The sequence below is a fragment of the Sinorhizobium medicae genome, from assembly GCF_007827695.1.
In the GTDB taxonomy this organism is placed as follows: Bacteria; Pseudomonadota; Alphaproteobacteria; order Rhizobiales; family Rhizobiaceae; genus Sinorhizobium; species Sinorhizobium medicae.
Genome location: NZ_VITA01000001.1, coordinates 353,305 through 377,580 on the forward strand (window position 1 = coordinate 353,305; position 24,276 = coordinate 377,580).

Below are 24,276 nucleotides of genomic sequence, written 5' to 3' on the forward strand. Positions count from 1 at the left end.
TGAACCCTGGTTTCCGGTCAAGATCATGCGCAAAGGGAAATAACCATGGCTACTCCGCTCGTTGTCTCAGAAGTCGCGAAAAGCTTCACCATGCACTTGCGCGACGGCGTCCGCCTGCCGGTGGTCGCGAATGTTTCCTTCTCGGTGAGGGCCGGCGAATGCGTCGTACTCGGCGGCCCCTCCGGCGTCGGCAAGAGCTCGATCCTCAAGATGCTCTACGGAAATTACGGCGTCGACGAAGGCCAGATCCTGGTCGAACATGACGGCCGGCTGGTCAATCTCGCAACGGCCGAGCCGCGTACCGTGCTCGAGGTGCGCCGCGCGACGCTCGGCTATGTCAGCCAGTTCCTACGCGTCGTGCCCCGCGTCTGCGCCCTCGATATCGTCGCCGAGCCCCTGCAGGCGCGCGGTGTCACGGCCGGCGACGCGCGGGAACGCGCGGCCGAACTGCTTTCGAAGCTCAACCTGCCGAAGGAACTCTGGTCGCTGCCGCCGGCCACCTTCTCGGGCGGTGAGCAGCAGCGCGTCAACATCGCCCGCGGCTTCATCACCGATCACAAGATCCTTCTTCTCGACGAACCGACCGCCTCCCTCGATGCGAAGAACCGCGCCGTGGTGGTGGAGATGATCGCCGCGAAAAAGTCGGCGGGAACGGCGCTGATCGGCATTTTCCACGACGAGGAAGTGCGCGAGGCAGTTGCCGACCGCATCATCGACGTCTCGGAATTCTCGCCGAGGAGATACGCCGCATGAGCGAGAAACTCGGCCTCGAACCCTGCATCCATCCGACTGCGAGCGTCGTGAATTCGACGCTTGGCCGCTTCACCGAAATCCGGGAACGCTCGCGACTCGACGAGGTCGAGTTCGCAGACTACTCCTACATCATGCAGGACGGCTCGATCTGGTGCGCGACGGTCGGCAAATTCGTCAACATCGCCGCCGCCGTGCGCATCAACGCCACCAACCACCCGACCTGGCGAGCGACGCTGCATCATTTCACCTATCGCGCGCCGATGTACTGGGAGGATGCGGAGCCCGATCACGATCTGTTCGCCTGGCGGCGGCAGAACCGGGTGACAATCGGCCATGACGTCTGGATCGGCCACGGAGCGACCATTCTGCCGGGAGTGAAGGTCGGCAATGGAGCCGTGATCGGCGCCGGCGCCGTCGTCTCCAAGGACGTGGCGCCCTACACGATCGTCGGCGGGGTCCCGGCGAAACTCATCCGCGACCGCTTCACGGCCAGAGTCGGCGAAGCCATGGACCGGCTCGCCTGGTGGGATTGGGACCATGCCAAGCTGCGCCATGCGCTGGACGATTTCCGGGAGCTGACTGCGGAGGAGTTCTTGGTGCGGTATAGTTAGGCGCCTTGCGTGTGAGGCACACTATCCCGTCGCCGCAAGTTATCAACCGGCCGCAGCTTCCTTCAAAAACGCGCCTGCAACCCGTGCCACCAGCGCCAGCGAAACTGCGCCGGCGTCCGGATGGCCGATGCTCTTCTCGGCCAGCGGCCGCGCGCGGCCGAGTTTCGGGGTCAGCGCCGAGGTCGCATCCGCTGCCTCCTGCGCGGCTGTTGCCGCCGCGTTCCAGGCTTCTACGAGCGGCCTTCCGGCAGCGGATTCCCTTTCCAGCGTCTCGACGAAGGGCACCAGCGCGTCAACCAGCGTCTTGTCGCCCACACGCGCGCGGCCAAGGCGCGTCACGCCCTCGAGCGCAAGGCGGGAGCCCTCCACGGTCGCCGCGTCGCTCGCCTTGTCCTCATCGCTGAATGCAATGCTCCAGGAGCGGAGCGCCAGCCCCCATATCGCACCCGACGTGCCGCCGGCGCGATCGGCCCAGGCGTCGCCCGCGGCAGCCAGAACGCTTGCAGCACCCGCGCCCGCCGCGACTGCCGTCTGTGCTGCGTCGGATGCGGCAGCCGAGCCGCGGCGCATCCCCTGACCGTGATCGCCGTCTCCCGCAAAAGCGTCGATACGGCCGAGTTCCTCTTCCGCCTCCTTCAGCGCATCGGCTATATTGCCGATCAGCCGGGCGATGCACTTGCCGCTTGCCTTCGAGGCTTCCGAAGCGGGCGCGAAAGATTGTGGACCGTCTGCGTCCGCGATCTCATCGGTCGCCGGCTCGGCGGCAATGATCACGCCCTTGCGCAGCACCGGTGCATCCGCGGGCGCACGCCAGAGCGCCTCCAGCTCTTCATTCAGCCAGAGAAGGGTGAGCGAGCAGCCCTGCATGTCGAGGCTGGTGACGAATTCCCCGCATTCGGGGTCGACCACCTCAACACACGCCTCCGCCAGTTCTTTTGCGACCGCCGTCCACAGCACGAAGAGTTCTTCATATTTGGTCGAGCCGAGCCCGTTCAGCACGGCGGCCGCCTTGCTGGCGCCTGCGGGACGTTCGGCGAGAAGCTTGCCGGTGAGGAGCTTTGCGAGATCGCTTGCCGTCGCAATCGGCTCCTCGCTGACACCCGGCTCCCCATGGATGCCGAGGCCCAGCGCCATCTGGCCATCAGGGACCGTGAAGAGCGGCCCGGCGGCGCCCGGAAGCGTGCAGCCGCCGAAGGCGACACCGAAGGAAAAGGTGCGATCATTGGCGTAGCGCGCGAGCCGTTCCACTTCGTCGAGCGATTTGCCGGCTTCCGCTGCCGCGCCGGCGATCTTGAAGACGACGAGGTCGCCGGCAATCCCGCGGCGTTTGGCCGAGCTGTCCACGGGTGCGCTCGCCACGTCGTCCGTCACCGGCAGGATGCGCACGTCGATGCCTTCGGAGCGAAGCCGCTCGGCCGCCACCCCGAAATTTAGAACGTCGCCGGCATAATTGCCGAAGCCGAGAAGTACGCCGCCGCCCTGGTCGGCATGGCGGCAGACGCGAGCTACGGCGGCCGTCGAGGGCGAGGCAAAGACATCGCCTGCCACCGCCGCGTCGGCCAACCCCGGACCGACATATCCGGCGAAGGCCGGATAGTGCCCCGAGCCGCCGCCGACGACGACGGCGACCTTGCCCTTCGGCACCTTGGTCGAGCGCACGACGCCGCCCTTCACCAGGCGGACGTTGCGCTGATAGATCGCCGCGAAACCCGCGAGCGCGGTCGTCGCGAAATCCTCCGGAGCGTCAAAGATCGTGGTCATCGCTGCAATGTCCCCTTCAATGTCCTTCTTGGCGAGGCAGTATGCGCCTCAGATAATCGCGGTTGGCGGCGCTGACGGAGAGTCCGTCTCCCCCGTAATGCTCGCAGAGGAAGGGGCTGTCGAAGCCATGCGCCAGCGCCATTCTGATCGCCGCCCGATAGTTGATGAGACCGAATTCGAGCGGAGCCGGATGGGTGATGATGACGCCCGATGCCGGATCTTCCGTGCGGTTGTAATTCTTGACGTGCCAGTATTTGGCGAAAGGCGCAACCTTTGCCATCATTTCCTGCCAATGTTCCACGGGCCGGTGCAGGCGAATGAGATTTCCGAGATCGGCATTGATGCCGACATTGGCCAGGCCGACCTCCTCGACGAAGCGAACGGAACTGTCGGCCGTGCCCAGATAGGTGTCCTCATACATCTCCAGCGAGACTTCGACGCCGAGTTCTTCGGCATGGCGTCCGAGTTCGCGAACGCGCGAGACCGCCAACTGCCAGGTCCCCGCATCGTCGGGGTTCTTCACCCCGTCGACCGTCCAGAACCAGAGCACCTTCTTCTGCGCCTCCGTCAGCGGGCCGAAGAAGCCGAAGGACACGGAGCCGGCACCTACGGCGGCGGCCGCCTCGATGACCCGGTGTCCATAGGCAAGATATTCCGCGCCATGTTCCGGGTCTATGAGGCTGCGCCGAGAGGTGGAGATCGCCGTGATATTGAGGCCAAGAGACCGTGAAAGCTTAACGAACTGGTCAAGCCGTTCCGCCGAAAGGTCCGCCAGCCGTATCCAGCTGTCGGTCGGGTCCAGTTCGGTGAAGCCGGCATCGACGACGTCGGCGAGCGTCGCCGCCCACTCCTCCACCGACTGGTCCTGCACCGATCGGCCATCTGGCAAAAGGTTGGGGTACTGGATCATAGCGGCCGCAATCGGCCAGTTATCACGGTTCCATTTGCGCGGCGCCATGGCGAACTCCTTCAGATTGGATTTACGTATCGTCGCAGGCCGCGTCAGCCTGCCGGACTGCCGTCACCGCCGGGCGCCACCACCTCGTTCTTGCGTTTTCGCACGCTGCCGATCAGCAAGAAGGCGAGCGGCGAAAGAAGCAGCGCAAGGGCAACCGCCATCAGGGCGGAGACAAGGCCATTCGACCAGAAGATGTTCAGGCTGCCGCCCGACATCAGCATCGACTGGCGGAAGGCGTCTTCTGCCTTGTCACCGAGCACCATGGCGAGGACCAGCGGCGCCAGCGGATAGTCGAGCTTTTTGAAGACGTAGCCGAGAAGACCGAAGCCGATCACCATGAAGATGTCCGAAACGGAGTTTGCGACCTGGTAAGCTCCTGAGAAGATGACCGCGACGATGATCGGTCCGATGATGGAGAACGGCACACGCAGGATGGAGGCGTAAAGCGGCACCGTCGCGATCACGAGAAAGACAGCGACGACATTGCCGAGATACATGGAGGCGATCAGGCCCCAGACGAAGTCGGGGCGATCGGTGAAGAGCATCGGACCGGGCGTCAGGCCCCAGATCATCAACCCGCCCATCATCACCGCGGCGGTGGCGGAACCCGGGACGCCGAGCGCCAGCATCGGCAGCAGGGCCGAAGTGCCGGCGGAATGGTCGGCCGTCTCGGGCGCGACGATGCCGCGCGGATCGCCCTTGCCGAACATCGAATTGTCGCGCGCCGAGCGCCGGGCAACGCCATAGCTCATGAAGGAGGCGGCGGTCGGGCCGGCCGGCGTGATCCCCATCCAGATGCCGATAATCGTCGAGCGGGCGATCGTCAGCCAATAGCGTGGGATCTCGATCAGCGTCCTGCCGATTTCGGACAGCCGCACCCGCGCCTTGATGCCTTCGAAGCGCAGCCCCTCTTCCGTCGTCAGCAGAAGTTCGCCGATACCGAAGAGTCCCATGACGGCGATGAGGAAGCTGACGCCCTTGATCAGTTCGGGAATGTCGAAGGTGAGCCTCAGATTGCCCGAGATCGTATCCATGCCGACGGAGGCGAGAGCGAAGCCGAGCATCATCGACACGAGCGTCTTGAAAGGCGACTGCGCGCCCATTGAGATGAAGCTCGCAAAGGCGAGAAAATAAACGGCAAAATATTCCGGCGAGGAGAATTTGAGTGCGAAGTTCGCCACCCAGCCCGAAAGCAGCGTGATCATGACGACCCCGGCAAGCGCGCCGAGGCCGGCAGAAACGAAGGCGAGTGTGAGCGCCCGGCTCGCATGACCGGCTTTCGCCATTGGATAGCCGTCGAATGTGGTCGCGACGGATGAGGGCTCGCCCGGAATGTTGAAGAGGATCGACGTCGTCGAGCCGCCAAAGAGCGCGCCCCAATACATGCAGGACAAGAGGATGATCGCCGAGATGGGGTCCATGGAGAAGGTGAGCGGCAGGAGCAGCGACACGCCGTTTGGCGCCCCGAGCCCCGGCAGCACCCCGACGAGGATGCCGAGCGTCACGCCGACGACCATCAGCAGGATATGGTTCCAGCTGAGGATGTGGCCGAAGCCATCGATCAGGAGACCGATATTTTCCATGTCATTCCTCCCGCAAGCACTGCACCCTTGCGGGTCAGTAAATTCCGAACCAAGCCTCGACCGGTCCCTTCAATAGCGGAACCTGGAAGCCGATCTCGAAAACGATGAAAAAGAAGATCGAGACGCCGAGTCCCGCCGGCAACGAGATCCACCATTTGTAGCGCCCCTGGAAGAGCATGGTCGCGGCAATGTAGAGCGCCGTTCCGACATAAAGCCCCAGCCACGCGGAAACGCCCGCGAAGGCGGCGATCGGCAGCAGGAAGGAGGCGACCACCCTGGTACGGGCGCCGTCGAGGAAGACCTCGCCCGTACCGCGATGCTTGAAGAATGCGTGCGCGATATTGGCGAGGCTGCCGAGAACGATGAGCAGGCCGATATAGAAAGGGAAATAGCCCGCATCCGGACCCATATCGGTCCAGCCCGCGCCGATATCGAGTGAGCCGTAGCAGACAGCGATCCCAAAGACACCTGTCAGCGCGGCGACGCCAAGTTCCACAGCAAAGCGGCTGATCCCATTCGCACTGTTCTCACTCATGATCATGACCTTTCCGAGCGGAGAATGGGCGTCCGGCAGGCCGAGGATGGATGCGGTTCTACCCGCATCCTCTTCCCTGGGTCCCAAGCGCCCATTGACCGGGTACTTAGTTGGCGAGCCAGCCTTCGCGCTTCAGCACTTCGCCGACCGTCGCGCCATCCTTTTCGATGACGGCTTTGAGTTCGTCGCCCGTCACAAAGCCGGGAGACTGCGAGCTGTCGGCAAGATATTTCTCCCATTCCGGCGTCTCGGAGACCTTGCGCAGGACATCCGCATAGAACTGGACGACATCATGCTCGACGCCGGCCGGCAGCCAGACGGTGCGCGGCATCGCGTAGTTTTCGATCGGAATGCCGGCTTCCTTGCAGGTCGGGATGTCGCTCCAGGCCTTGTCGCCGGCTACCTTGGCGTCGCTTGCAAACTTTGCGCTCTTGAAGACGCAAAGCGGCTTGATCATGCCGGCCTGCCATTGACCGAGATTCTCGCTCGGATTGTTGACATTGGCGTCGAGATGCTCGCCCGCAAGCTGAACGGCCGCCTCGCCGCCGCTCTTGAACGGGATGTAGCTGATCTTGGCGCCGATTGCGTCGTTGATCATCGAGGTCAGGATCTGGTCGGCGTCCTTGGACTGGCTGCCGCCGATCTTAAGGCCGCCTTCCTTCGCCTTGGCCACGAAATCGGCAGCCGTCGCGTAATCCGCCTTGCCGTTGACCCAGAGCACGAACTCGTCGGAAGCGAGTGAAGCGACCGGCGTCAGGTCCTCGGATTTATAAGGCACCTTGGCGCGGACCGGCAGCAGGTAGGCATTGTTGGTGCCGAAGGCGAGTTTACAGGGATCGCCCTTGTAGCCAGCCGTGTAGACGAAGCCTTCCGCACCGCCGGCGCTGCCCTTGTTGGTGACGACGACCGGCGCCTTCATCAGCTCGTATTTGCCGATGATCGCCTGGATGGTGCGCGCGAAGATATCGGTGCCGCCGCCGGGACCGGCGGTGACGACGAATTCGACCGGACGGTTCGGCTCGAAGGCCGATGCCGGTGCGGCAAGGCCGACAGCGGCCGCTACGACTGCTGCAATGGATACGGATTTTTTCATGTGTGGTCCTCCCGTTGAGTTGGATTGCGGCGCGAGACCTCCCCTCACGCCGGTATTCATCGAAAGCGTGCGAATTCAGGCAGCCGCCGGAAGCGCCCGCTTTTTCTTCGCCATTCGAGCGGCGAGCAGGATCGCCTCGCGAGTGGCGCCGATATCGGCGATGCCCTTGCCGGCGATGTCGTAAGCCGTGCCATGCGCAGGCGTGCAGAGCGGGAACGCCAGCCCGCCCATCATCGTCACGCCCTTGTCGAAACCGATGATCTTCATGGCGATCTGACCCTGGTCGTGATACATGGTCATCACGGCATTGAAGCCTTCCTTCAGCGCCCTGAGGAAGACCGTGTCAGCCGGGAACGGCCCCTCGACATTGAATCCGAGGGCCCTGGCCTTCTCGACCGCCGGCTCGATGATGTCGATCTCTTCCATGCCGAAGCTGCCGCCGTCGCCGGCATGCGGATTGAGCCCCGCAACCGCAATTCTCGCTTCCTCGTAGCCGGCATCCTTGAGGCAGGCCTGCGTCAGATTGATTTCGGCGAGGATCGCATCCACCGACAGGTGGGCTGCCACATCCTTGAGCGGGATATGCGAGGTCACCCGCGCGTTCCAAACCTTCTCGAGAACGTTGAATTCACGAACTTTTCCGGTGAAGGAAAGCACGTCGGCGACGAAGCGGATCTCGTCGTCATAGCCTGGATAGGCAAAGCGCATCGCCTTCTTGTTGAAGGGTGTGAAGCAGACGGCTTCGGCCTTGCCGGCATGGGCGAGTTCGAGCGCCGTGCGGAAATTTCGCGTGGCGAAGGTGCCGCCGGCAAGCGTCGCCTCTCCGCGCACTACATCGGCCGGATCGAGATGGGCGAGATCCACGAAGACGTGGCGCGCCGTGCCGGACCTGTCAAGCGAATCGAGTGAAACCGATTCCAGATCCAGCGTGACGCCGGCCACCCGGGCGCCCTCATCAAGGATGCGGCGATCGCCGATGGCAATGATATGCACCGCCTCGCGGATGTCGGAAAGGGCAAGCAGCCGCGCCGTCAGCTCCGGGCTGATCCCGGCGGGGTCGCCCATCGCCAGCGCAATCACGGTGCGCCGCTCCTCCGTTCCGTCCGCTCCTGGTGTCGTCATCGAGATGCCCTCCGCTTTCCGTGCTTTAACGTCTCATACGTCATTCAAAATTCTGCATCAAGTCTTTTGTATTTTGTATGCAGCATTTTCTGTTGACGGTAGCGGAGGCAGTCTTCATGCTTGACTGAGAAGGCACCGATTCAATCGGACGTACTCAAGGGGGAGACCGCGCGGCGGTCCGAGGCTCAGACGAGACAAATGAACGAAATCAAATCACTGGAGCAGCGGCCCGTAGGCGGTCCCGGACCCATTCGGCGCACCGCACTGCACGACACTCTGGTCGGCCATCTGCGTGACATGATAATCGAGGGCAATCTTCCGCCAGGAACCCGCCTGCACGAGGGACAGCTCGGCGAGCAGCTCGGCGTATCACGCACGCCGCTGCGCGAAGCGATCAAATATTTGGCGAGCGAAGGTCTGGTCGAGCTCGTTCCGAGCCGCGGCGCCGTGGTCAAGCGTTTCAGCGCCAAGGACGTCCGGGACATGCTGACGGTGCTGCAGACGCTGGAGGAGCTCGCAGGCCGGCTTGCCTGCGAGACCGCGACCGATGCGGAGATCGCTGAAGTTCGCGCGCTCCACGACGAAATGGTGCGCCGCTACGAGGCGGGTGACCGGATGCAATATTACAAGCTCAACCAGGAAATCCACACCGCCATCGCCCGGCTTTCGCGCAATGCGGCGCTTGCCGACATGCATGCCATGCTGCAGACGCGGCTGAAGCGCATCCGCTTCATCGGCCATGAGGGCCCGGAGAAATGGGCCGCCGCGGTTGCCGAACATCAAGAGATGATCGCCGCCCTAGAAGCGCGCGACGAGGTCACGCTATCGGAGGTGCTCGGGCGCCATCTGACGAAGGCCTGGGAGCGGGTGCGCGAGGCGGTTTAGAGTGACCGGCTGTCGGATTGCGGCAAATCAAGGGCTCGGCGCCAACCCGCCAATCCCCAGCAGCTGCTCGACCGTGGCGGGCTCCTTCACAAGCGCCTTCGGCGTTCCGCTCCATGCGAGCCGCCCGCGCTCCAGGATGATCACCCGGTCGGCGAAATCGAGCGCGCTCCGAATGCGCTGCTCGACGAGCAGGATCGTCATATCGCCGGTCCTTGCAAGCTGGGCGAAGGCTTTCATCAGTTCCTCGCAGATGACCGGGGCCAGTCCTTCGAGCGGCTCGTCGAGAAGCAGAATGGATGGCCGGCCGAGGATCGAGCGGGCTGTCGACAGCATCTGCTGCTCGCCGCCCGAAAGCTGCGAGCCCAAGTTCCTGCGCCTCTCATAGAGGCGCGGAAACATCTCGTAAGCTTCGTTCAGCGCCGTCTTCGCACGGCCCTTGAGGCCGACGAAGAGATTTTCCTCGACCGTCAGCGACGGGAAAACGCAGCGCGCCTGCGGCACGAAGCCGAGGCCTTTCAGCGCGCGTGATGCGCTCGACAGCGCGGTGACATCGGCCTCGCCGATACGGATGCGCCCGTCATAACGGCGCGTCTGGCCGGCGAGCGTAGCGAGCAGCGTCGTCTTGCCCATGCCATTACGCCCGAGAACCGCAAGCTTCGCGCCGGCAGACACGGAAAAGGAAATTCCTTCCAGCACCCGCGTCGGCCCATAGCCGGCGGAGAGATTGTCGACCTCAAGCGGCGCTGCTGGCATCGGCATAGCTCCCGAGATAAGCTTCGCGCACACGCGGATCTTTGGTGACGTCGGCTGGAGAGCCGTCGAAGATAACCGTGCCGGCAGCAAGCACGATCACGCGCTTGGCGAAGCGGAAGACGAGATCCATGTCGTGCTCGATCATCAGCACGGCGAGGTCATCTGGGAGATCGGCGAGCGCCCGCTCGATGCGGCCCGTGTCGCTCTGCGGCACGCCGGCTGCTGGCTCGTCGAGCAGCAGCACCCTCGGTTTGAGCGCCAGCGCCATCGCGATCTCCAGCAGCCGCTGCTGGCCATAGGCGATCTCGCGCACCGGCCGGTGCGCCAGATCGCGCAAACCCAGCTTGCCAATGAGAACGCCCACCTCCGCCATCACCCCGGGCATCGACAGGAAATTGCCGAACATGCGGCCTGCCCGGCCGTCGCGCTGCAGGATCGCGAGCGCCACGTGCTCGGCGGGCGTCATGTCCTGGAATAGACGCGTCACCTGGAACGAACGGACGAGGCCGCGGCGAACGCGGTCGATTGCATTGACGTTGGTGACGGATTCGCCGCCGATCCTTACCTCTCCGGCATCCGGCTCCAGATTGCCGGTGACGAGGTTGACGAAGGTCGTCTTTCCGGCACCGTTCGGTCCGATCAGGGCGACGCGGTCGCCCGGTGCCATGGAAAGGCTGACATCATTGGTGACGGCGAGGCCGCCGAAGGAGCGCTTGAGATTTCTGACTTCGAATATGGCGCTCATCGGCCCGCCCCCCGTCGCCGCGCGAGGACTTCTGCGACCGTGCCGTAAAGCCCTTTCGGCGCAAAGAGCACAACCGCAATCAACAGGGCTCCGACCATGGTGAGCCAATGAAACGGGTTGGCCGCCGAGACGAGATCTTCGAAGAGCATGAAAACGATCGTACCGGTGACGGCCCCGAAGAGCGAGCCGGTGCCGCCGAGCACGAGCATGACCAGGCTTTCGGCCGAGAGCGTGAAGGAGAGGCTGTCGAGACCGACGACCTGCGTCGAGACGGCGTTGAGTGCCCCGCCGACGCCAGCGACCGCACCGGAAATTACATACATCTTGAGGAGGGCGATCGTCGGCGACCCGCCCATTGCCTGAATGCGGATCGGGTCCTCCTTGATGCCGCGGCAGAGCATGCCAAAGGGTGAGCGCACGACGAGACGAAGGAACATGAAGACGATTGCGAGCAGCACGACTGCGAAGACATAGGCCGTGCGGCCCCACAGGTCGTAAGCGAAAATTCCAAAAAGAGGATCGGGCGCGATGCCCGCCAATCCATCGCTGCCGCCCGTCCAGGACGACGCCTTGTTGGCGAATTCATGGAACAGATGGATGAGGGCGATCGAGAGCACGAGCTGCGGGAGGCCGTGGGCCCTCAAAATTACGACGCCGCAGACGAGCCCGGCAAGCGCACCGCCGATGATGCCGGCGGCGACCATAAGGAGCGGATCGGTGATGCCGAAATGAACGGCCGCGATCCCGGCGGCATAAGCGCCGCTGCCGAACAGCGCCGCATGGCCGAGGGTCGCGACGCCGCAATAGCCCGTCACCAGGTCGAGTGAGAGAACCAGGAGGGCGATCGCCATGATGCGCGTGAGCAGCGCCAGATTGTTCGGGAACAGAAGATAACCGATGACGGCCAGGACAAGTATCACGGCGAGAGCGGCAAGATCACGGCCGAGCCCGTGCCTGCCCGAAAGAAGGGGCGCCTCTGCCTGGTTCGTCGTAGCCGTGGTCACTTACTTCATCCTTCCGGCAAGGCCGCGCGGAAACACGCAGACGATCGCGATGACGGCCAGGTAGAAGAAGAACTCCCCGAACTCCGGCATCAGATAGCGCCCGGTCGTATCGATGCCGCCAAGCAGCAGGCAGGCGGCAAGCGCGCCCGGGATCGATCCCGCACCACCCACGGAAACGACGACCAGGAAGGTGACCATGTATCTGAGCGCATAATAGGGCTCCACCGGCAACAGCTCCGCACCGACGACACCCCCGAATGCGGCAAGTCCGACGGCGACCGCGAAGCTCACGGCGTAGATGACTTCCGTGCGCACGCCGAGTGCCGCCGCCATGGCCGCATCATCCACGGCGGCCCTTAATCTGACCCCGAAAGCGGTCCTCTCGATCGCATACCAGAGGGCCGCGGCGACGCAGAGGCCGCAGACGATCGCGAAGATCCGGTGCACGGCGATCGAACGGAAGCCGAGATCGGCCGAGCCCTGCAGGCTCGGCGGCAGTGGGATCGTCTTGAGGGTCGGCCCGAAAACGTAATTGGCGATCCCTATGATGCAGAAGGTGATGCCGATCGTCATCAGCACCTGCGTCAATTCCGGGCGGCCGTAGATCCGGCGGTATAGCAAGCGTTCGATCGGAATGGCGATGACGATCGTGCCGAAAACGGCGATCAGCACCGCGAGCCCATAGCCGACCCCAAGGTCCCGCGCCGCATAGGATGCGATGTAGCCTCCGATCATCGCGAATGCGCCGTGCGCGAGATTGACGACACGCATGAGGCCGAGGGTGACCGAGAGACCGATCGAGATCACGAACAGCACCATGCCATAGGCGAGCGCATCGACCGCTATGCTGAAGATGGTCTGCATGATCGCATCCTGTCGATTGGCAAGGTTGCTCTTCCCCTCCTCTTCCTGCGCCCGTCACAGGAATGAGTGATCTGCCGGGCACAGCCGCGTGTGAAACAGCGAGACTGGCCGGTTGCTCACTTCAGCGCCGCGAGGCCGGGATCGCCCTGTTTCTCGAAGGTCTGGATTTCCTTGTTGTAATAGGTGCCATCGTCGGCCTTTGAGACCTCGCGCAGATAGATGTTCTGCGTGATATGGCGCGATTCGGGATCGATCGAAACCGGTCCGCGCGGGCTCGTCCAGGAGAGCCCCTTGACCGCGTCGACCGCCTTCTGAGCGTTCTGCTCGCCTCCTGTCGCCTCGATCATCTTATAGATGACATGCATGCCGTCATAGGCGCCGACCGAGGGGAAGGACAGCTCAGTCGGATTGCCGATCGCCTTGGCGGCCGCCTCGACGAACGCCTTGTTCTCGGGAGAATCATGCGAGACGGAGTAGTGGAAAGTCGTTTGCAGGCCGAGCGCGGCATCACCCAGCGCCGGCAGGTCGGACTCCTGTGTGAGATCGCCGGGGGCGAAGAATTTGACGCCGCCGTCCTTTAGCCCGTTTTCGTTGAAAGCCTTGACGAAGCCGAGCGTCGTCGGGCCGGACGGCAGGAAGGCAAAGACCCCTTCTGCGCCGGAGTCCTTGATGCGCTGCATGATCGGCGAGAAGTCGTTGGTCGACAGCGGCATGCGGATCGCCTCGACGACCTGGCCGCCCACGGCTTCGAAGCCCGTCTTGAATGCGTTCTCCGCGTCGATGCCCGGGCCGTAGTCGCTGACGACCGAGATAATCTTCGAGACGCCGGCTTCCCTCGCCACCTTGGCGATCGGCGTGGATGTCTGCCAAAGCGTGAAGGAAGTGCGCACCACAAGGGGGCTCTTGGTGACGATCGCCGATGTTGCGGCATTCATGATCACCAGCGGCACGTTCGCCTGCTCGAGCAACGGCGTGACGGCCATCGCATCCGGCGTGAAATAGAACCCGGCGAGATACTGCACGCCTTCCTTGACAACCAGTTCCTGTGCCAGCGCCTTGGACTGGGCCGGATCCGCCTGCGGTACGTCGCGATAGATGATCTCGATATCGTCTTCGCCGACCTTGACCCCGCTCAGCGCCATATAGGCGTCGATTCCCGCCTTGAAGTTCTTTCCCTGCAGCGCAAAAGGCCCTGAAAATGGCCCAACGACGCCGACCTTGATCGCATCGGCATGCGCCGCCGCGCTCGTTACCAGGGCCGCGAGCGCGGCCAGAATGATCCTTCTCATATTTCCCTCCCCGCGACATCCGTCACTCCCGACCGGCGTCGCTTCATTCAAGATCAATCGCATTGATGGCGGGCAGTCTGCCATGTCAAACGGTGATGCAAAAATGAAATATGGGCGGAAATTCATAATTCCCCGGTTATTGCTTTTGGACCTATGCGGAACACGAAGGGCGTCCTTCCCTCGTTATCCTCGGGCTTGATCCGGTCAGGCCCGAGGATACTGTTCGCAGAGCAAGCAGGCTTGCATCGCGGGTCCGGTCACCGGCTGCAAGAGACCTCAGTGCAGCCCGAATTCGCGAAGCAGCTCCTGACGGTATCGGACGAAGCGCGCTTCGCTGCGATCACGCGGTCGCGGCAGATCGATCCCGATCAGGCGCGGCGAAGCGTCCTTTTGCTTCGGTAAGATCAGAACACGGTCCGCGAGATAAAGCGCTTCCTCGAGATCGTGGGTGACGAGCACCATGGTCACATTCTCCTCGCGCCAGATGCGCTCCAGTTCCTGCTGCATCGTGAGCTTCGTCATGGCATCGAGCGCGCCCAACGGTTCGTCGAGCAGCAGAATTTCGGGCTGAACCGTCAGCGCCCGCGCAAGCCCGACCCGTTGCGCCATTCCACCCGAAAGCTGTTTCGGATAGGCGTCCTGAAAATCGGCAAGGCCTACAAGGGCGATATAGTGGCGTGCGCGTTCGTCGGCGCGTCCCGGATCCTCGCCCCGTACCTCAAGGCCGAAGGCCACGTTGCCGAGGACGGTCAGCCATGGAAGCAGCCGCGGCTCCTGGAAAATGACCGCGCGCTCCCTGCCGACGCCGGTGACCGGGCGACCGTCGATCAAAGCTCGGCCGGAATCGGCGGTTTCGAGGCCCGCGAGAACACGCAGCAATGTCGTCTTGCCGGATCCGCTTGCACCGACGATCGCGAGGCACTCCCCGGACCGGATATCCAGATTAAGGTTCCTGAGGACGCTGAGCGGCCTTCCATTGATCCGGAAGGATTTCGAGAGGTCGCGGAGCGCCACCTCCCCCCTGCGTAGGCTTCTTACTTCAGCCATGTCGCCACCCTCAATTCGACGCGGCGGACTTGGCGTCCGGCCGGAACAAAAGATCGGAAGCCTTGTATTTGCCTCGGGGCAGGCTGCCCTCGCGTTCGAGGACGCCGATCCAGAAATCCAGATCCCGCTCGGTCGCTTTCGCGCCTTTCCGCAGGCCGAATCCGGTCCAATGCTTCGCGAGATCGCCGTTCTCGCCGCGCTCGGTCAGAATGCGGGCAAGCAAGGCACGTGCTTCGTCCGGATGCTCACGCGACCAGTCGGCGGCGCGCGCGGACTGCTCTACGAAGCGCCTGGCTGCGTCCGGATTCTTTTCCACGAAATCGCGGCGCAGAACCGCGAAACCTCCGGCAATCTCGCCGAGCACATCCGTGTCGTCGAAGACCGCGCGTACTCCGCCATTGGCGACGAGCTGCCCATTGAACGTCGCCTGCCAGTATCCGACGGCGGAGATGTCCACCTGGTTCGACCGGAGCGTCTGTTCGAGCTGAGGTCCGGGCACGACGACGAGATTGGCTGCGTTTTCGGGCAGGCCGTTGCTATGCAGCGCCTCGCGTATCGCGTAGTCGAGATGGGCCCCAAGCGTATTCACGGCGATCGTCTTACCCGCGATATCCTCGATCGTCCTGATAGGGCTGTCCTCGAGCACGTAGAAGATGCTCTTGACCTGCTCGTTGATGCCATTGGTCGGAAAGGCCGCGACGAAATCGTTGCCGCCGGCAATCGAGTTGATCACGGCTGCCGTCGCCGCCGAGCCGATGTCGACGCTGCCGGAAGCAAGCGCGAACAGGGACGCCGGTCCGCCTCCCGCATAACCGACATTCTCGAGCTTGATTCCGAGGCCATCGAAATAGCCGAGTTCATAGGCGAGTTCGTGCGGCGATAAGCTGCCTTGGCTCGCGAGAAACCGAAGCGTCACCGGTTCTTGAGCTTCCGCTGCCGCAAGGCTGGAGAAGCCGATTGCGACCAGGCTGCCCAATGCGAAGGCGCGAACGGAGATCGTCATGTGTCACCTTTTCCGTGATCAGGAAGTTTCGAATGCCGGGGCGGCCGTTAGTTCGAGGCGTCGCTCCAGCGGCAGAGGCGGCGCTGCGCAAAGACCAGCGCGTAGTTGGAAAGGAGCCCGAGCCCGGCCAGGATGAAGATCGCCGCAAACATCAGCGGGATCTGGAAGTTGTACTGGGCATTCATGACCTGGAACCCGATGCCCTTGTTGGCTCCGATCATCTCGGAAGCGATCAGCAGCAGCAGGGCGGTCGTTGCACTCAAGCGCAGGCCGACGAAGATCGAAGGAACGGCTCCGGGGAGAACCACGCGACGGAATACCGTCAGACGCGACGCCCCGTAGACACGCGCCATCTCGATTAGCTTCGAATCCACCTCCTTGACCCCGCTGATGGTGCTCAGGAGCAGCGGGAAAAGCGTCGCCCAGAAGATGACGAAGACTTTCGACGCCTCGCCAAGTCCGAGAAGAAGAATGAAAACCGGATAGAGAGCGAGCGCGGACGTCTGGCGGAAAAGCTGGAGGACGGGATCGAGCGCGTTCTCGATCGAACGGACCTGCCCCATCAAGAGACCGAGCGGTATAGCCAAGACGACAGCGCCGGCGAAGGCGGTGCCGGAGCGCTGAAGGCTGACTGCGATATCATCGAGCAAGGCTCCGCCGGAAATTCCCGTCCAGAGCGCGGAAAGAATCGCACCGACGGACGGAAACACTGCCGGGTTGATCCAGCCGGCGGTGCTGGCTGCCTGCCAGAGCGCCAGAACGGCAATGAGCAGTCCGTAGCGCGACAGCCAGCCACCGGCGGCTGTACCTGACCGGCGAAGATACTCATCCGCTTTCGCGCTGACGCTGCCGCCGTCGTGGACGATCGACCTGTCGAGTTCCTGCAAGCTCATATTCGTGTCTCCTCGCTCACTCGGCCGCCTGAACGGTCGCGCGTCCCAAAGTCCATGGGTTCGCCGGACGGGGAAGACCGAGATTTTCCCGCAGGGTCCGGCCCTCGTAAGCGGTCCGAAACAGACCGCGCTTCTGCAGTATCGGGATGACCAGATCGACGAAATCGTCGAGCGCACCCGGAAGCCATGGCGGCAGGATGTTGAACCCGTCGGCGGCGTCGCTGAGGAACCACTCCTCGAGCTGATCGGCGACCTGCTCGGCGCTGCCGACGACGGTGTAGTGACCCCGTGCGGTCGCGATCCACTGATAGAGCTGGCGTATGGTGAAGCCATGCTCGTCCGCGATCTTCCGGATCAGCGCCTGCCGGCTTTTCATCCCCTCCGTCTCATCGCTGACGGGCAAGGGCTCGTCCAGCGGATATCCCGTCAGGTCGAGCGTGCCGCCGGTCAGGCCGTTCAGCAGCGCCACGCCGTCCTCCGGCACGATCAGCGCATTCAGTTCTTCATATTTGGAGCGGGCCTCTTCCTCAGTCCGGCCGACAAAAGGAGCCACCCCCGGCATGATCAGCACATGTTCTGGGTTCCGCCCGGCGCGCTTCACACGCGCCTTGATGTCGCGGTAGAATTCCTGGGCCGAAGCGAGGCTCTGATGGGCGGTGAAGATCACCTCGGCGCTTGCCGCCGCAAGCTTGCGCCCGTCTTCGGATTGACCCGCCTGCACCACGACCGGGTGTCCCTGAACCGGACGTGGCGCGTTCAGCGGTCCTTTGACGCTGAAATGCTTGCCCCTGTGATCGATGTCGTGAACACGCCCGGCATCGAAGAAGCGGCCAGTCGTCTTGTCCCTGATGAAAGCGTCGTCTTCCCAGCTGTCCCATAGAGCCTTGACGGTCTCGACATGCTCGTGTGCGCGCTGGTACCGTTCGGCGTGGCTCGGCTGCGATTCCCTGTTGAAGTTGCGCGCCGTCTCGTCGCCGGCGGATGTGACCACGTTCCAGCCTGCCCGCCCGTCGGAAAGAAGGTCGAGCGAGGCGAACTTGCGGGCGAGCGTGTATGGCTCTTCGTAGGTCGTCGATGCCGTGGCTATGAAGCCGAGATGGGTCGTCAGCGGCGCGAGTGCTGCAAAGAGGGTGACGGGCTCGAAACCGGCGATTTTCGCATTGCCGCCTTCGCGGCCGCCAAGTCCGACGGAGAGGTTGTCGGCAAGAAAATAGGCGTCGAACAGGCCGCGCTCCGCAGTCTCGGCAAGCCTTCTGTGGAATTGGAAATTCGTGGCACCGTCTGCGGGAGCGTCGGGATGCCGCCAGGCGGCAATATGCTGGCCGCCGCCGGGGAGAAAGGCTCCGAGCTTTATCTGTCTGGTCATTGCTGCCTCCAATGGATGTGGTTCAATTGCGCGGTTAGGCCGCGAGCCTTGCCTTGCCGGGACGCGCGAGCGCTTGCGTTGCTTCTTCGATCGCCCTTCCGACGCGCGCATGAATTGCCTCCGAAATCAGAGCGCCGTCGGCAAAGTCCTTGTCGCAAGCGTAGATCGCGGTCGGCATCGCCAGGGCTTCGAAAAAGCCGAACAGCGGCCGCATCTGGTGCTCCACCATCAGCGAGTGTCGTTCCCCGCCCCCGGTAGCCGAGAGGATGATGGGTTTGCCGCGAAGCGAAGCGGGATCCAGCAGGTCGAAGACGTGCTTGAAGAGACCGGTGTAGCTTCCTTTGAAGGTCGGCGAGCCGACCACCAGAATGTCGGCTGCGACGATCTGACCGACGACATAGCGCGCTTCCGGCGCGAGTTCATCGAGCCGTCTCGCGGGCAGCAAGGAAGCCCCGAAATCCTCGATATCGAAGGTCTGCGCCGAAGCGCCGGCATCGACCGCCAGCCGGTGGACGATGTGGTCCACGAATGCGCGTGTTTTGGACGGACGCGTGATATTGCCTGAAATTCCCACCACTCGTGACTGCGGCATCGCTTTAACTCCCCGTGTGATTTACGCTTCAGTGATACTCATCAAAATCTATAATCTTAGTAGACTAAAGGAACGGCATTCTATTCCCGATACGCGAACCAGAAGACTTTGCTTTCGTGGCCTCTGTCGGGGAACAAAGCACCGGTCGCGGTGTTACCGCCAGACAAGTGCAAGAGCGCCATGCATCTGCCCGACGCAACCTACCGACTCCAGTTCCGCAACGGGATGGACTTCGCGAAAGCCGTGGAGTTGATCCCGCACTTCGTCGGGCTCGGCGTATCTCACCTCTACGCCTCTCCCCTCTTCACCGCCGTTCGCGGGTCCACCCATGGATACGATATCGTTTGCTATGACGAGATCGACCCGTCGCTGGGCGGCTACGATGGTTTTGTGCGGCTCGTTCATACGCTGAAGGTTGAAGGACTAGGTCTCGTTCTGGACATCGTGCCCAATCACATGGCCGCGCATCTTGAGAATGATTGGTGGCACAGCGTGATCGAATGGGGCCGGGTCAGCGAGTTTGCCGACCATTTCGACATCGACTGGGGAGCGCCCTTGACGCTTCCCTTCCTGGGCCGGTCGTTTGAAGACGAGGTCGCGGCCGGCAATCTGCGCCTTGCATACGACCATGAACGCCGCTGCCTGGCGCTCGATTATTACGGTGCCCTTTATCCGCTCAATCCCGCCACCTATGCGGCAATACCTCGAAGCGGCAATGCCGTGCTCGAAAGAATCGCGGCCATCGCCGGCACGGCCGAACGGAAGACCGCCGCACAGTTTCACGCGGAAATCGCCGCTGTCGTCGCGACGCCATCGCTCGCTGCCGAGCTCGACCAGTATCTCGCTCGGCTCTCCGCAGACAAACAGCAGCTCGGCCGTCTGCACCGGATGCAATCCTGGCAGCTGATGAACTGGCGGGAGGCCCGGGACAAGCTCAGCTACCGGCGATTTTTCGAAATAGCCGGCCTCGTCGGCATGCGCGTCGAGGATGACGCGGTCTTCGCCGATACCCACCGCCTCACGCTCGCACTTGTGCGAGAAGGGCTTGTCGATGGGCTCAGGATCGACCACATCGACGGCCTTGCCGACCCGAAGGGCTATCTCGACCGGCTCCGGGAGGAGACCGGTGACGGGACCTACATCATCGTTGAGAAAATACTGGGCGAGAACGAAACGCTGCCGGCCGGCTGGCCGGTCGAGGGAACAACGGGCTACGAGTTCATTTCAGCACTGGCGGATTTGCTCTCCGACGACACTCCGTTCTCGTGGCTTTCAAGCGAGCAAAGGCGATCTGCGGCCGAGGCGGCCGTCAAGGGATGCAAGCTTCAGGTCCTGGGCCGCAACTTTAATACGGAAGTGCGGCGGCTGACCGGACTGGTCGCTCGCTTCACCGGCAATGGAGCTCCGGATCGGGACGAGCAGACCGGCGAGGCCATTCGCCGGTTGATCGCGGCACTGCCGGTCTATCGGACCTATGTCGGGAACCAGGGTGCCGGCGCGGGCGACAGCCGCATCCTCGACGAGATCGCAGCAAAAGCGGCGGCGCGCGCACCTTCGGCCGGCGATGAGACCGCAACGATCATTTCCGCATTTAAGGCGCCGATCAATTCCTTGGGCGGCAAGCTGCCGGCCGAATTCCGCACGCGGTTTCAGCAGTTGAGCGGCGCGGTCATGGCCAAAGCGGTCGAAGACACTTTCTTCTATCGGCGCGGCGATTATCTTGCCGCGAACGAGGTGGGTGCCTCCCCCTTCTGGTCGCCCGGCGGCGTCGGCCGTTTCCATGCGATGATGCAGGATCGCGCAAGCCAGATGCCGTACGGCCTGTCGGCGACGTCCACGCACGACACCAAACGGGGCGAGGACGCCCGCGCGCGGCTCTACGTCATCAGCGAGGCATCCGACGTCTGGACAGCAGCGATGGAGCGCTGGCACGGGATGAATGCCGCTAGCATTTTCCAACTGCCGGACGGCGACGAGCTAGAGGACTCGGTCGAGCAATTTCTCTATCAGAGCCTGCTCGGCGCCTGGCCGATCGAGCCCCTTGTTGATGAAGGCGACCTGATTTCCCTGCGCGAGCGGATGATCGGCTTCACCGTGAAGGCGCTGCGGGAGGCAAAGCTCAGGACGAGCTGGGAAGATCCGAACGAGCGGTACGAAGCAGCGATCAAGGCATTTCTCGGAGATCTCCTGGATTGGGGGAACCGATCTTTCCTCGGCGATTTCGCGAACACGGCCGGACCATTCATCCAGGCCGGCCTGATCAACAGCCTCACGCAAACGCTGGTAAAGCTCACCGCGCCCGGCATTCCGGATATCTATCAGGGCAGCGAACGCGCCGACCTCTCCCTCGTCGATCCCGACAACCGCCGCGGCTTTTCACCGCATGCCTCGCTTCCCCAGCTACTGCGCTCGCCGATGATCGCCGATTTCGAGAATTGCAAGCAGGCGCTGATCTCGATAGGCCTGACCTATCGCCGGGGCCGCGGGCGGGATTGTCTTGCGGAAGCTACGTATTTGCCGGTGCCGATCGAGGGTCCGGGGGCCCGGCACGCTGCCGCCTTCATCCGCCGAAACAAGGACAAGCTTGCGCTCACGGTCGTCCCGCGGCTTGTCTTCGGCCGGTTGGAGGGCAACCGGTTATCGGTCGATCCGGAACTTTGGCAGAACACGTTTCTCGTCTGGCCGGAGTGCTGCGAGCTCAAGCTCATGCGCAATCTCTTGACCGGCGGTGTTGTCGAGCCTCGGGCTCTTCTGGACGTGGCCGGCATCTTCCGCGACTTTCCCGTGGCCTTGTTGGTCGACGCGTGATGGAATCCCCCCTCTCCTCGGTCAAACCCGAGGAGAGGGGGGAGAGGCACCTCATCGGGCGCGAAATCCCACCACTTACATCATACCCGCCCCAAACGCCTGATGTTCCCGGCGAGCTCGGCGGCGAGCCTCAATGCCGCCGCTGTTGCACCGACCATCTGCGGCAGGATGAGCCATTCGAGCGTCCAGGCGGAACCCGAGCGTTCCTGCTCGTGCACCAGCGACTGGTGGATGGCGGAAACCTGCGTCGCATTGAAGCGAGCGAGTGTCACCAGCACCTCCGCGGCGACCGGGTTTTGCTTGTGCGACATGGCCGAGGATGCGCCGCCGCCGGCAAGCACGATTTCGTCGCCCGCCTGCGCCATCAGCGCCACGTCCTGGCCGAACTTGCCGAGGCTGCCGGTGACGAGCGACAGGAGATGGGCGATATCGGCGATAGGCGAGCGCTGGCTGTGCCATTGCGGACAGTCGACGAGCGCGAGTTCCTCCGCAAGCGTCGCACGGACGATGTCGGCCTTGCCCTTGAGCTTCTCCAGATTTCCGGTGGCTCCCCCGAACTGTACCGCGAAAAGGTCGAGGTCCGCCGCGTCGAGCCTGTCCTGATGGTCGAGCAGCGGCTCGATCCAGCTCCGCAGGCGATCGGCGACGGTTGTCGTCAGCGCTGGCTGCATCCGCGTATGTGCGGTCAGCGGGCGTTCGCCCCATTCGCGCTCGCACGCCTCCAGGGCTGTCAACACCGAGCCCAGGCGGCCGGAGAAAAGTTCGGCGAGCGCCTTCAGCCTCAACATGAGGCTGGTATCGATGACGTCCTGGCTCGTGGCGCCGAAATGGACATGTTCCGCCGCTTCCTCGCCGACTGCCCGGCGCAATTGCCGCACGAGTTCGGGCACGACCACGCCGTCCACGGCAGTTGCCCGGCGCATTGCGCCGACATCCGGAGAGAAGGCGCGGCAGGCCTCGTTGATCCGGTTGGCGGCGGCTTCGGGTATGATGCCATGACGCGCCTCCGCGCGGGCAAGCGCCGCCTCGAAGGCGAGCATGGCGCGAACGTCGGCGGCAACGGAGAATTCCGCTGCCACCGCCTCTTCGCCGAGGAGGCCGGAAAGATAGGGGTGATCGAAGGCCGAATAGGTCATGCCGCATCTCCAGCTCTCGCGCCCTTCGATTTGAAGGAAGCCTCACACGCGTGCGGCAGCGCGGAGGGACCGGGCTGCCGAACGATCATATATCCAGGAAGACGGTTTCCTTCTCGCCCTGGAGATGAATGTCGAAAACATAATTAGGCGTCCGACCCGCCGCGACAAGCGTCTCGGCCCGGTGGCGGTGCTCGATGCGGGCAAGGAGCGGGTCAGCGGCGTTCGCCGCCGCCTCGTCGGGGAAATACATGCGGGTGTGAAGGCCGATATTGATGCCGCGCGCGACGATCCAGAAACTGATATGCGGCGCCATCAGCCGGCCGTCGTGGAAGGGAACACGGCCCGGCTTCACCGTCTCAAAGGTGAACATGCCATCGTCGGCGCCCGTCGGCGAGCGTCCCCAGCCGGCGAAATTCGGATCCGCCGCGCCGCGCCTCTCGGACGGGGAATTATAGAGCCCGGCGGCATCCGCCTGCCAGATTTCCACGAGTGCGTCCTTGAGCGGCATACCGGCCCCATCGATCACGCGGCCGGTCACGGTAATGCGTTGTCCGAGTGTCCGGTCGTTGACCATAGAAGCGCCGAGGTCGGCTTCGTAGACCCCGCCAATCCCGCAGAAATTGGGCGTCAGGCCGATATGAACATAGGGCCCGGCAGTCTGTGACGCGGTTTCCTTAAGATAGCCGAGATCCTGAGCCATCGCTTTCCCCTTAATTCCCCTCGGGTCTATTCTCGAAGAAGGTCGAGCGACGGCCGCGCAGGACGATATCGAACTTGTAGGCACGGGCATCCATCGGCACCGTATTACCCCAATCGAGTGCGGCGATCAGTTGCTCGATCGCCCTGCGGTCGGGAATGGCGCCTACGATAGGACACTTCCAGATCATCGGATCGCCCTCGAAATACATCTGCGTGATGAGACGCTGGGCGAAACCGTGGCCGAAGATCGAAAAGTGAATATGGGCGGGCCGCCAATCGTTGACGCCGTTCGGCCAGGGATAGGCGCCGGGCTTCACCGTGCGGAAGCAATAGTGGCCATCCCCATTGGTGATCGCCCTGCCGCAGCCGCCGAAATTCGGGTCGAGCGCCGCGAGATAGCTTTCCTTCCTGTGACGGTAGCGGCCGCCGGCATTCGCCTGCCAGAACTCGACGAGCGCGTCCTGGACCGGGCGGCCGCGCTCGTCGAGCACCCGCCCATGGACGATGATGCGTTCGCCGATCGCGCTTTCGCCAGGCTTGGCGAAATTATGGATCAGGTCATTGTCAAGTTCGCCGAGCATGGAATGGCCGAAGACCGGGCCGGTGATCTCCGACAGGGTGCCATCGAGCGAAAGCAGCGCCTTTTGCGGTGAGCGCAGCACCGAGCTCTTGTATCCGGGCGCGAAAGCCGGCGGATGCCATGCGCGGTCCCGGGCAAAAAAGGCGCCCGTTTCGGGCCTGTCGTTCTCTCCGCCGCTCTGATCTCCGGACATCGT

General features: G+C 63.2%; 23 protein-coding genes. 4 read left to right on the plus strand and 19 right to left on the minus strand.

Annotated features, from left to right (window positions below):
- Positions 1-45 precede the first annotated feature (45 nt).
- Together phnL and FB009_RS01845 are read left to right on the plus strand one after the other, a co-directional pair.
- Entirely contained in the window at positions 46-753 is a 708-nt protein-coding gene (gene phnL / locus FB009_RS01840) for a phosphonate C-P lyase system protein PhnL (RefSeq protein WP_011969857.1), read from the plus strand.
- Positions 750-1,364: a DapH/DapD/GlmU-related protein gene (locus FB009_RS01845; protein WP_011969856.1), complete on the plus strand. Its 615-nt coding sequence runs from the start codon at positions 750-752 to the stop codon at positions 1,362-1,364. Before phnL ends, FB009_RS01845 begins: the two co-directional genes overlap by 4 nt.
- 42 nt (positions 1,365-1,406) lie before the next feature.
- On the opposite strand, the gene FB009_RS01850 is transcribed toward FB009_RS01845, so the two are convergent.
- From FB009_RS01850 to FB009_RS01875, 6 genes are all read right to left on the minus strand, one after another.
- Positions 1,407-3,125, minus strand: coding sequence for a dihydroxyacetone kinase family protein (locus tag FB009_RS01850; RefSeq protein WP_018210010.1), 1,719 nt, complete (start codon positions 3,123-3,125; stop codon positions 1,407-1,409).
- Positions 3,126-3,141: 16 nt separating this feature from the next.
- Positions 3,142-4,083 (minus strand): sugar phosphate isomerase/epimerase family protein, encoded by a 942-nt coding sequence (locus FB009_RS01855; protein WP_018210011.1) that lies wholly within the window; start codon positions 4,081-4,083, stop codon positions 3,142-3,144.
- A 44-nt stretch (positions 4,084-4,127) separates the two neighbouring features.
- Positions 4,128-5,666, minus strand: a complete 1,539-nt coding sequence (locus FB009_RS01860) for a tripartite tricarboxylate transporter permease (RefSeq protein WP_011969853.1) — start codon at positions 5,664-5,666, stop codon at positions 4,128-4,130.
- Positions 5,667-5,700: 34 nt separating this feature from the next.
- Positions 5,701-6,288 carry a tripartite tricarboxylate transporter TctB family protein gene (locus FB009_RS01865; protein ID WP_033042400.1) on the minus strand — a complete coding sequence of 196 codons (588 nt, stop codon included), beginning with the start codon at positions 6,286-6,288 and terminating at the stop codon, positions 5,701-5,703.
- 19 nt (positions 6,289-6,307) lie between these two features.
- The gene (locus FB009_RS01870; RefSeq protein ID WP_018210013.1) at positions 6,308-7,294 is read right to left on the minus strand and encodes a tripartite tricarboxylate transporter substrate binding protein; all 987 of its coding nucleotides are present in this window, start codon (positions 7,292-7,294) and stop codon (positions 6,308-6,310) included.
- 75 nt (positions 7,295-7,369) lie between these two features.
- The gene (locus FB009_RS01875) at positions 7,370-8,416 is read right to left on the minus strand and encodes a 4-hydroxythreonine-4-phosphate dehydrogenase PdxA (RefSeq protein ID WP_011969850.1); all 1,047 of its coding nucleotides are present in this window, start codon (positions 8,414-8,416) and stop codon (positions 7,370-7,372) included.
- A 198-nt stretch (positions 8,417-8,614) separates the two neighbouring features.
- Between FB009_RS01875 and FB009_RS01880 the strand changes: the two genes are divergently transcribed.
- Positions 8,615-9,301 carry a GntR family transcriptional regulator gene (locus tag FB009_RS01880; protein ID WP_024311027.1) on the plus strand — a complete coding sequence of 229 codons (687 nt, stop codon included), beginning with the start codon at positions 8,615-8,617 and terminating at the stop codon, positions 9,299-9,301.
- Between the two features lie 27 nt (positions 9,302-9,328).
- Here the strand turns inward: FB009_RS01880 and FB009_RS01885 are convergent, their stop codons facing one another.
- From FB009_RS01885 to msuE, 10 genes are all read right to left on the minus strand, one after another.
- A complete protein-coding gene (locus FB009_RS01885; protein ID WP_011969848.1) occupies positions 9,329-10,054 on the minus strand; it encodes an ABC transporter ATP-binding protein in 726 nt (241 codons plus the stop codon).
- The gene (locus FB009_RS01890; protein WP_011969847.1) at positions 10,035-10,799 is read right to left on the minus strand and encodes an ABC transporter ATP-binding protein; all 765 of its coding nucleotides are present in this window, start codon (positions 10,797-10,799) and stop codon (positions 10,035-10,037) included. Before FB009_RS01890 ends, FB009_RS01885 begins: the two co-directional genes overlap by 20 nt.
- Positions 10,796-11,803 (minus strand): branched-chain amino acid ABC transporter permease, encoded by a 1,008-nt coding sequence (locus FB009_RS01895; protein WP_011969846.1) that lies wholly within the window; start codon positions 11,801-11,803, stop codon positions 10,796-10,798. The genes FB009_RS01890 and FB009_RS01895 overlap by 4 nt, the downstream gene beginning before the upstream one ends.
- Positions 11,804-12,667 (minus strand): branched-chain amino acid ABC transporter permease, encoded by an 864-nt coding sequence (locus tag FB009_RS01900; protein ID WP_011969845.1) that lies wholly within the window; start codon positions 12,665-12,667, stop codon positions 11,804-11,806. It lies immediately after the preceding gene.
- Between the two features lie 116 nt (positions 12,668-12,783).
- Positions 12,784-13,956 (minus strand): ABC transporter substrate-binding protein, encoded by a 1,173-nt coding sequence (locus tag FB009_RS01905; RefSeq protein ID WP_011969844.1) that lies wholly within the window; start codon positions 13,954-13,956, stop codon positions 12,784-12,786.
- A 276-nt stretch (positions 13,957-14,232) separates the two neighbouring features.
- Entirely contained in the window at positions 14,233-15,003 is a 771-nt protein-coding gene (locus tag FB009_RS01910; RefSeq protein ID WP_011969843.1) for an ABC transporter ATP-binding protein, read from the minus strand.
- 10 nt (positions 15,004-15,013) lie between these two features.
- Positions 15,014-16,006, minus strand: coding sequence for an ABC transporter substrate-binding protein (locus FB009_RS01915; RefSeq protein WP_101804677.1), 993 nt, complete (start codon positions 16,004-16,006; stop codon positions 15,014-15,016).
- Positions 16,007-16,053: 47 nt separating this feature from the next.
- Complete coding sequence (locus FB009_RS01920) at positions 16,054-16,899, minus strand: ABC transporter permease (RefSeq protein ID WP_011969841.1); 846 nt, start codon at positions 16,897-16,899, stop codon at positions 16,054-16,056.
- Between the two features lie 16 nt (positions 16,900-16,915).
- Positions 16,916-18,265 carry an LLM class flavin-dependent oxidoreductase gene (locus FB009_RS01925; protein WP_011969840.1) on the minus strand — a complete coding sequence of 450 codons (1,350 nt, stop codon included), beginning with the start codon at positions 18,263-18,265 and terminating at the stop codon, positions 16,916-16,918.
- Between the two features lie 34 nt (positions 18,266-18,299).
- Entirely contained in the window at positions 18,300-18,857 is a 558-nt protein-coding gene (gene msuE, locus FB009_RS01930) for an FMN reductase (RefSeq protein ID WP_011969839.1), read from the minus strand.
- A 180-nt stretch (positions 18,858-19,037) separates the two neighbouring features.
- On the opposite strand from msuE, the gene FB009_RS01935 reads away from it, so the two are divergent.
- Entirely contained in the window at positions 19,038-21,665 is a 2,628-nt protein-coding gene (locus tag FB009_RS01935; RefSeq protein WP_101804678.1) for a malto-oligosyltrehalose synthase, read from the plus strand.
- Between the two features lie 80 nt (positions 21,666-21,745).
- Here FB009_RS01935 and FB009_RS01940 read toward each other — a convergent pair whose 3' ends face one another.
- From FB009_RS01940 to pcaH, 3 genes are all read right to left on the minus strand, one after another.
- Positions 21,746-22,801 carry a 3-carboxy-cis,cis-muconate cycloisomerase gene (locus FB009_RS01940; RefSeq protein ID WP_024311029.1) on the minus strand — a complete coding sequence of 352 codons (1,056 nt, stop codon included), beginning with the start codon at positions 22,799-22,801 and terminating at the stop codon, positions 21,746-21,748.
- A gap of 85 nt (positions 22,802-22,886) precedes the next feature.
- On the minus strand, positions 22,887-23,501 hold the full coding sequence (pcaG, locus tag FB009_RS01945) for a protocatechuate 3,4-dioxygenase subunit alpha (protein ID WP_018210018.1): 615 nt from the start codon (positions 23,499-23,501) through the stop codon (positions 22,887-22,889).
- A 10-nt stretch (positions 23,502-23,511) separates the two neighbouring features.
- The gene (pcaH, locus tag FB009_RS01950) at positions 23,512-24,273 is read right to left on the minus strand and encodes a protocatechuate 3,4-dioxygenase subunit beta (protein ID WP_011969835.1); all 762 of its coding nucleotides are present in this window, start codon (positions 24,271-24,273) and stop codon (positions 23,512-23,514) included.
- Positions 24,274-24,276: the final 3 nt, after the last annotated feature.

What these genes read in the sequence shown, in the direction of transcription:
- FB009_RS01925 (WP_011969840.1), bottom strand. Translation starts at nt 18,265, where the DNA reads ATGACCAGACAGATAAAGCTCGGAGCCTTTCTCCCCGGCGGCGGCCAG.
- FB009_RS01860 (WP_011969853.1), bottom strand. Translation starts at nt 5,666, where the DNA reads ATGGAAAATATCGGTCTCCTGATCGATGGCTTCGGCCACATCCTCAGC.
- FB009_RS01875 (WP_011969850.1), bottom strand. Translation starts at nt 8,416, where the DNA reads ATGACGACACCAGGAGCGGACGGAACGGAGGAGCGGCGCACCGTGATT.
- FB009_RS01915 (WP_101804677.1), bottom strand. Translation starts at nt 16,006, where the DNA reads ATGACGATCTCCGTTCGCGCCTTCGCATTGGGCAGCCTGGTCGCAATC.
- pcaG (WP_018210018.1), bottom strand. Translation starts at nt 23,501, where the DNA reads ATGGCTCAGGATCTCGGCTATCTTAAGGAAACCGCGTCACAGACTGCC.
- FB009_RS01855 (WP_018210011.1), bottom strand. Translation starts at nt 4,083, where the DNA reads ATGGCGCCGCGCAAATGGAACCGTGATAACTGGCCGATTGCGGCCGCT.
- FB009_RS01910 (WP_011969843.1), bottom strand. Translation starts at nt 15,003, where the DNA reads ATGGCTGAAGTAAGAAGCCTACGCAGGGGGGAGGTGGCGCTCCGCGAC.
- phnL (WP_011969857.1), top strand. Translation starts at nt 46, where the DNA reads ATGGCTACTCCGCTCGTTGTCTCAGAAGTCGCGAAAAGCTTCACCATG.
- FB009_RS01885 (WP_011969848.1), bottom strand. Translation starts at nt 10,054, where the DNA reads ATGCCAGCAGCGCCGCTTGAGGTCGACAATCTCTCCGCCGGCTATGGG.
- FB009_RS01940 (WP_024311029.1), bottom strand. Translation starts at nt 22,801, where the DNA reads ATGACCTATTCGGCCTTCGATCACCCCTATCTTTCCGGCCTCCTCGGC.
- FB009_RS01890 (WP_011969847.1), bottom strand. Translation starts at nt 10,799, where the DNA reads ATGAGCGCCATATTCGAAGTCAGAAATCTCAAGCGCTCCTTCGGCGGC.
- FB009_RS01900 (WP_011969845.1), bottom strand. Translation starts at nt 12,667, where the DNA reads ATGCAGACCATCTTCAGCATAGCGGTCGATGCGCTCGCCTATGGCATG.
- FB009_RS01880 (WP_024311027.1), top strand. Translation starts at nt 8,615, where the DNA reads ATGAACGAAATCAAATCACTGGAGCAGCGGCCCGTAGGCGGTCCCGGA.
- FB009_RS01905 (WP_011969844.1), bottom strand. Translation starts at nt 13,956, where the DNA reads ATGAGAAGGATCATTCTGGCCGCGCTCGCGGCCCTGGTAACGAGCGCG.
- FB009_RS01870 (WP_018210013.1), bottom strand. Translation starts at nt 7,294, where the DNA reads ATGAAAAAATCCGTATCCATTGCAGCAGTCGTAGCGGCCGCTGTCGGC.
- FB009_RS01845 (WP_011969856.1), top strand. Translation starts at nt 750, where the DNA reads ATGAGCGAGAAACTCGGCCTCGAACCCTGCATCCATCCGACTGCGAGC.
- msuE (WP_011969839.1), bottom strand. Translation starts at nt 18,857, where the DNA reads ATGCCGCAGTCACGAGTGGTGGGAATTTCAGGCAATATCACGCGTCCG.
- FB009_RS01920 (WP_011969841.1), bottom strand. Translation starts at nt 16,899, where the DNA reads ATGAGCTTGCAGGAACTCGACAGGTCGATCGTCCACGACGGCGGCAGC.
- FB009_RS01935 (WP_101804678.1), top strand. Translation starts at nt 19,038, where the DNA reads ATGCATCTGCCCGACGCAACCTACCGACTCCAGTTCCGCAACGGGATG.
- FB009_RS01850 (WP_018210010.1), bottom strand. Translation starts at nt 3,125, where the DNA reads ATGACCACGATCTTTGACGCTCCGGAGGATTTCGCGACGACCGCGCTC.
- pcaH (WP_011969835.1), bottom strand. Translation starts at nt 24,273, where the DNA reads ATGTCCGGAGATCAGAGCGGCGGAGAGAACGACAGGCCCGAAACGGGC.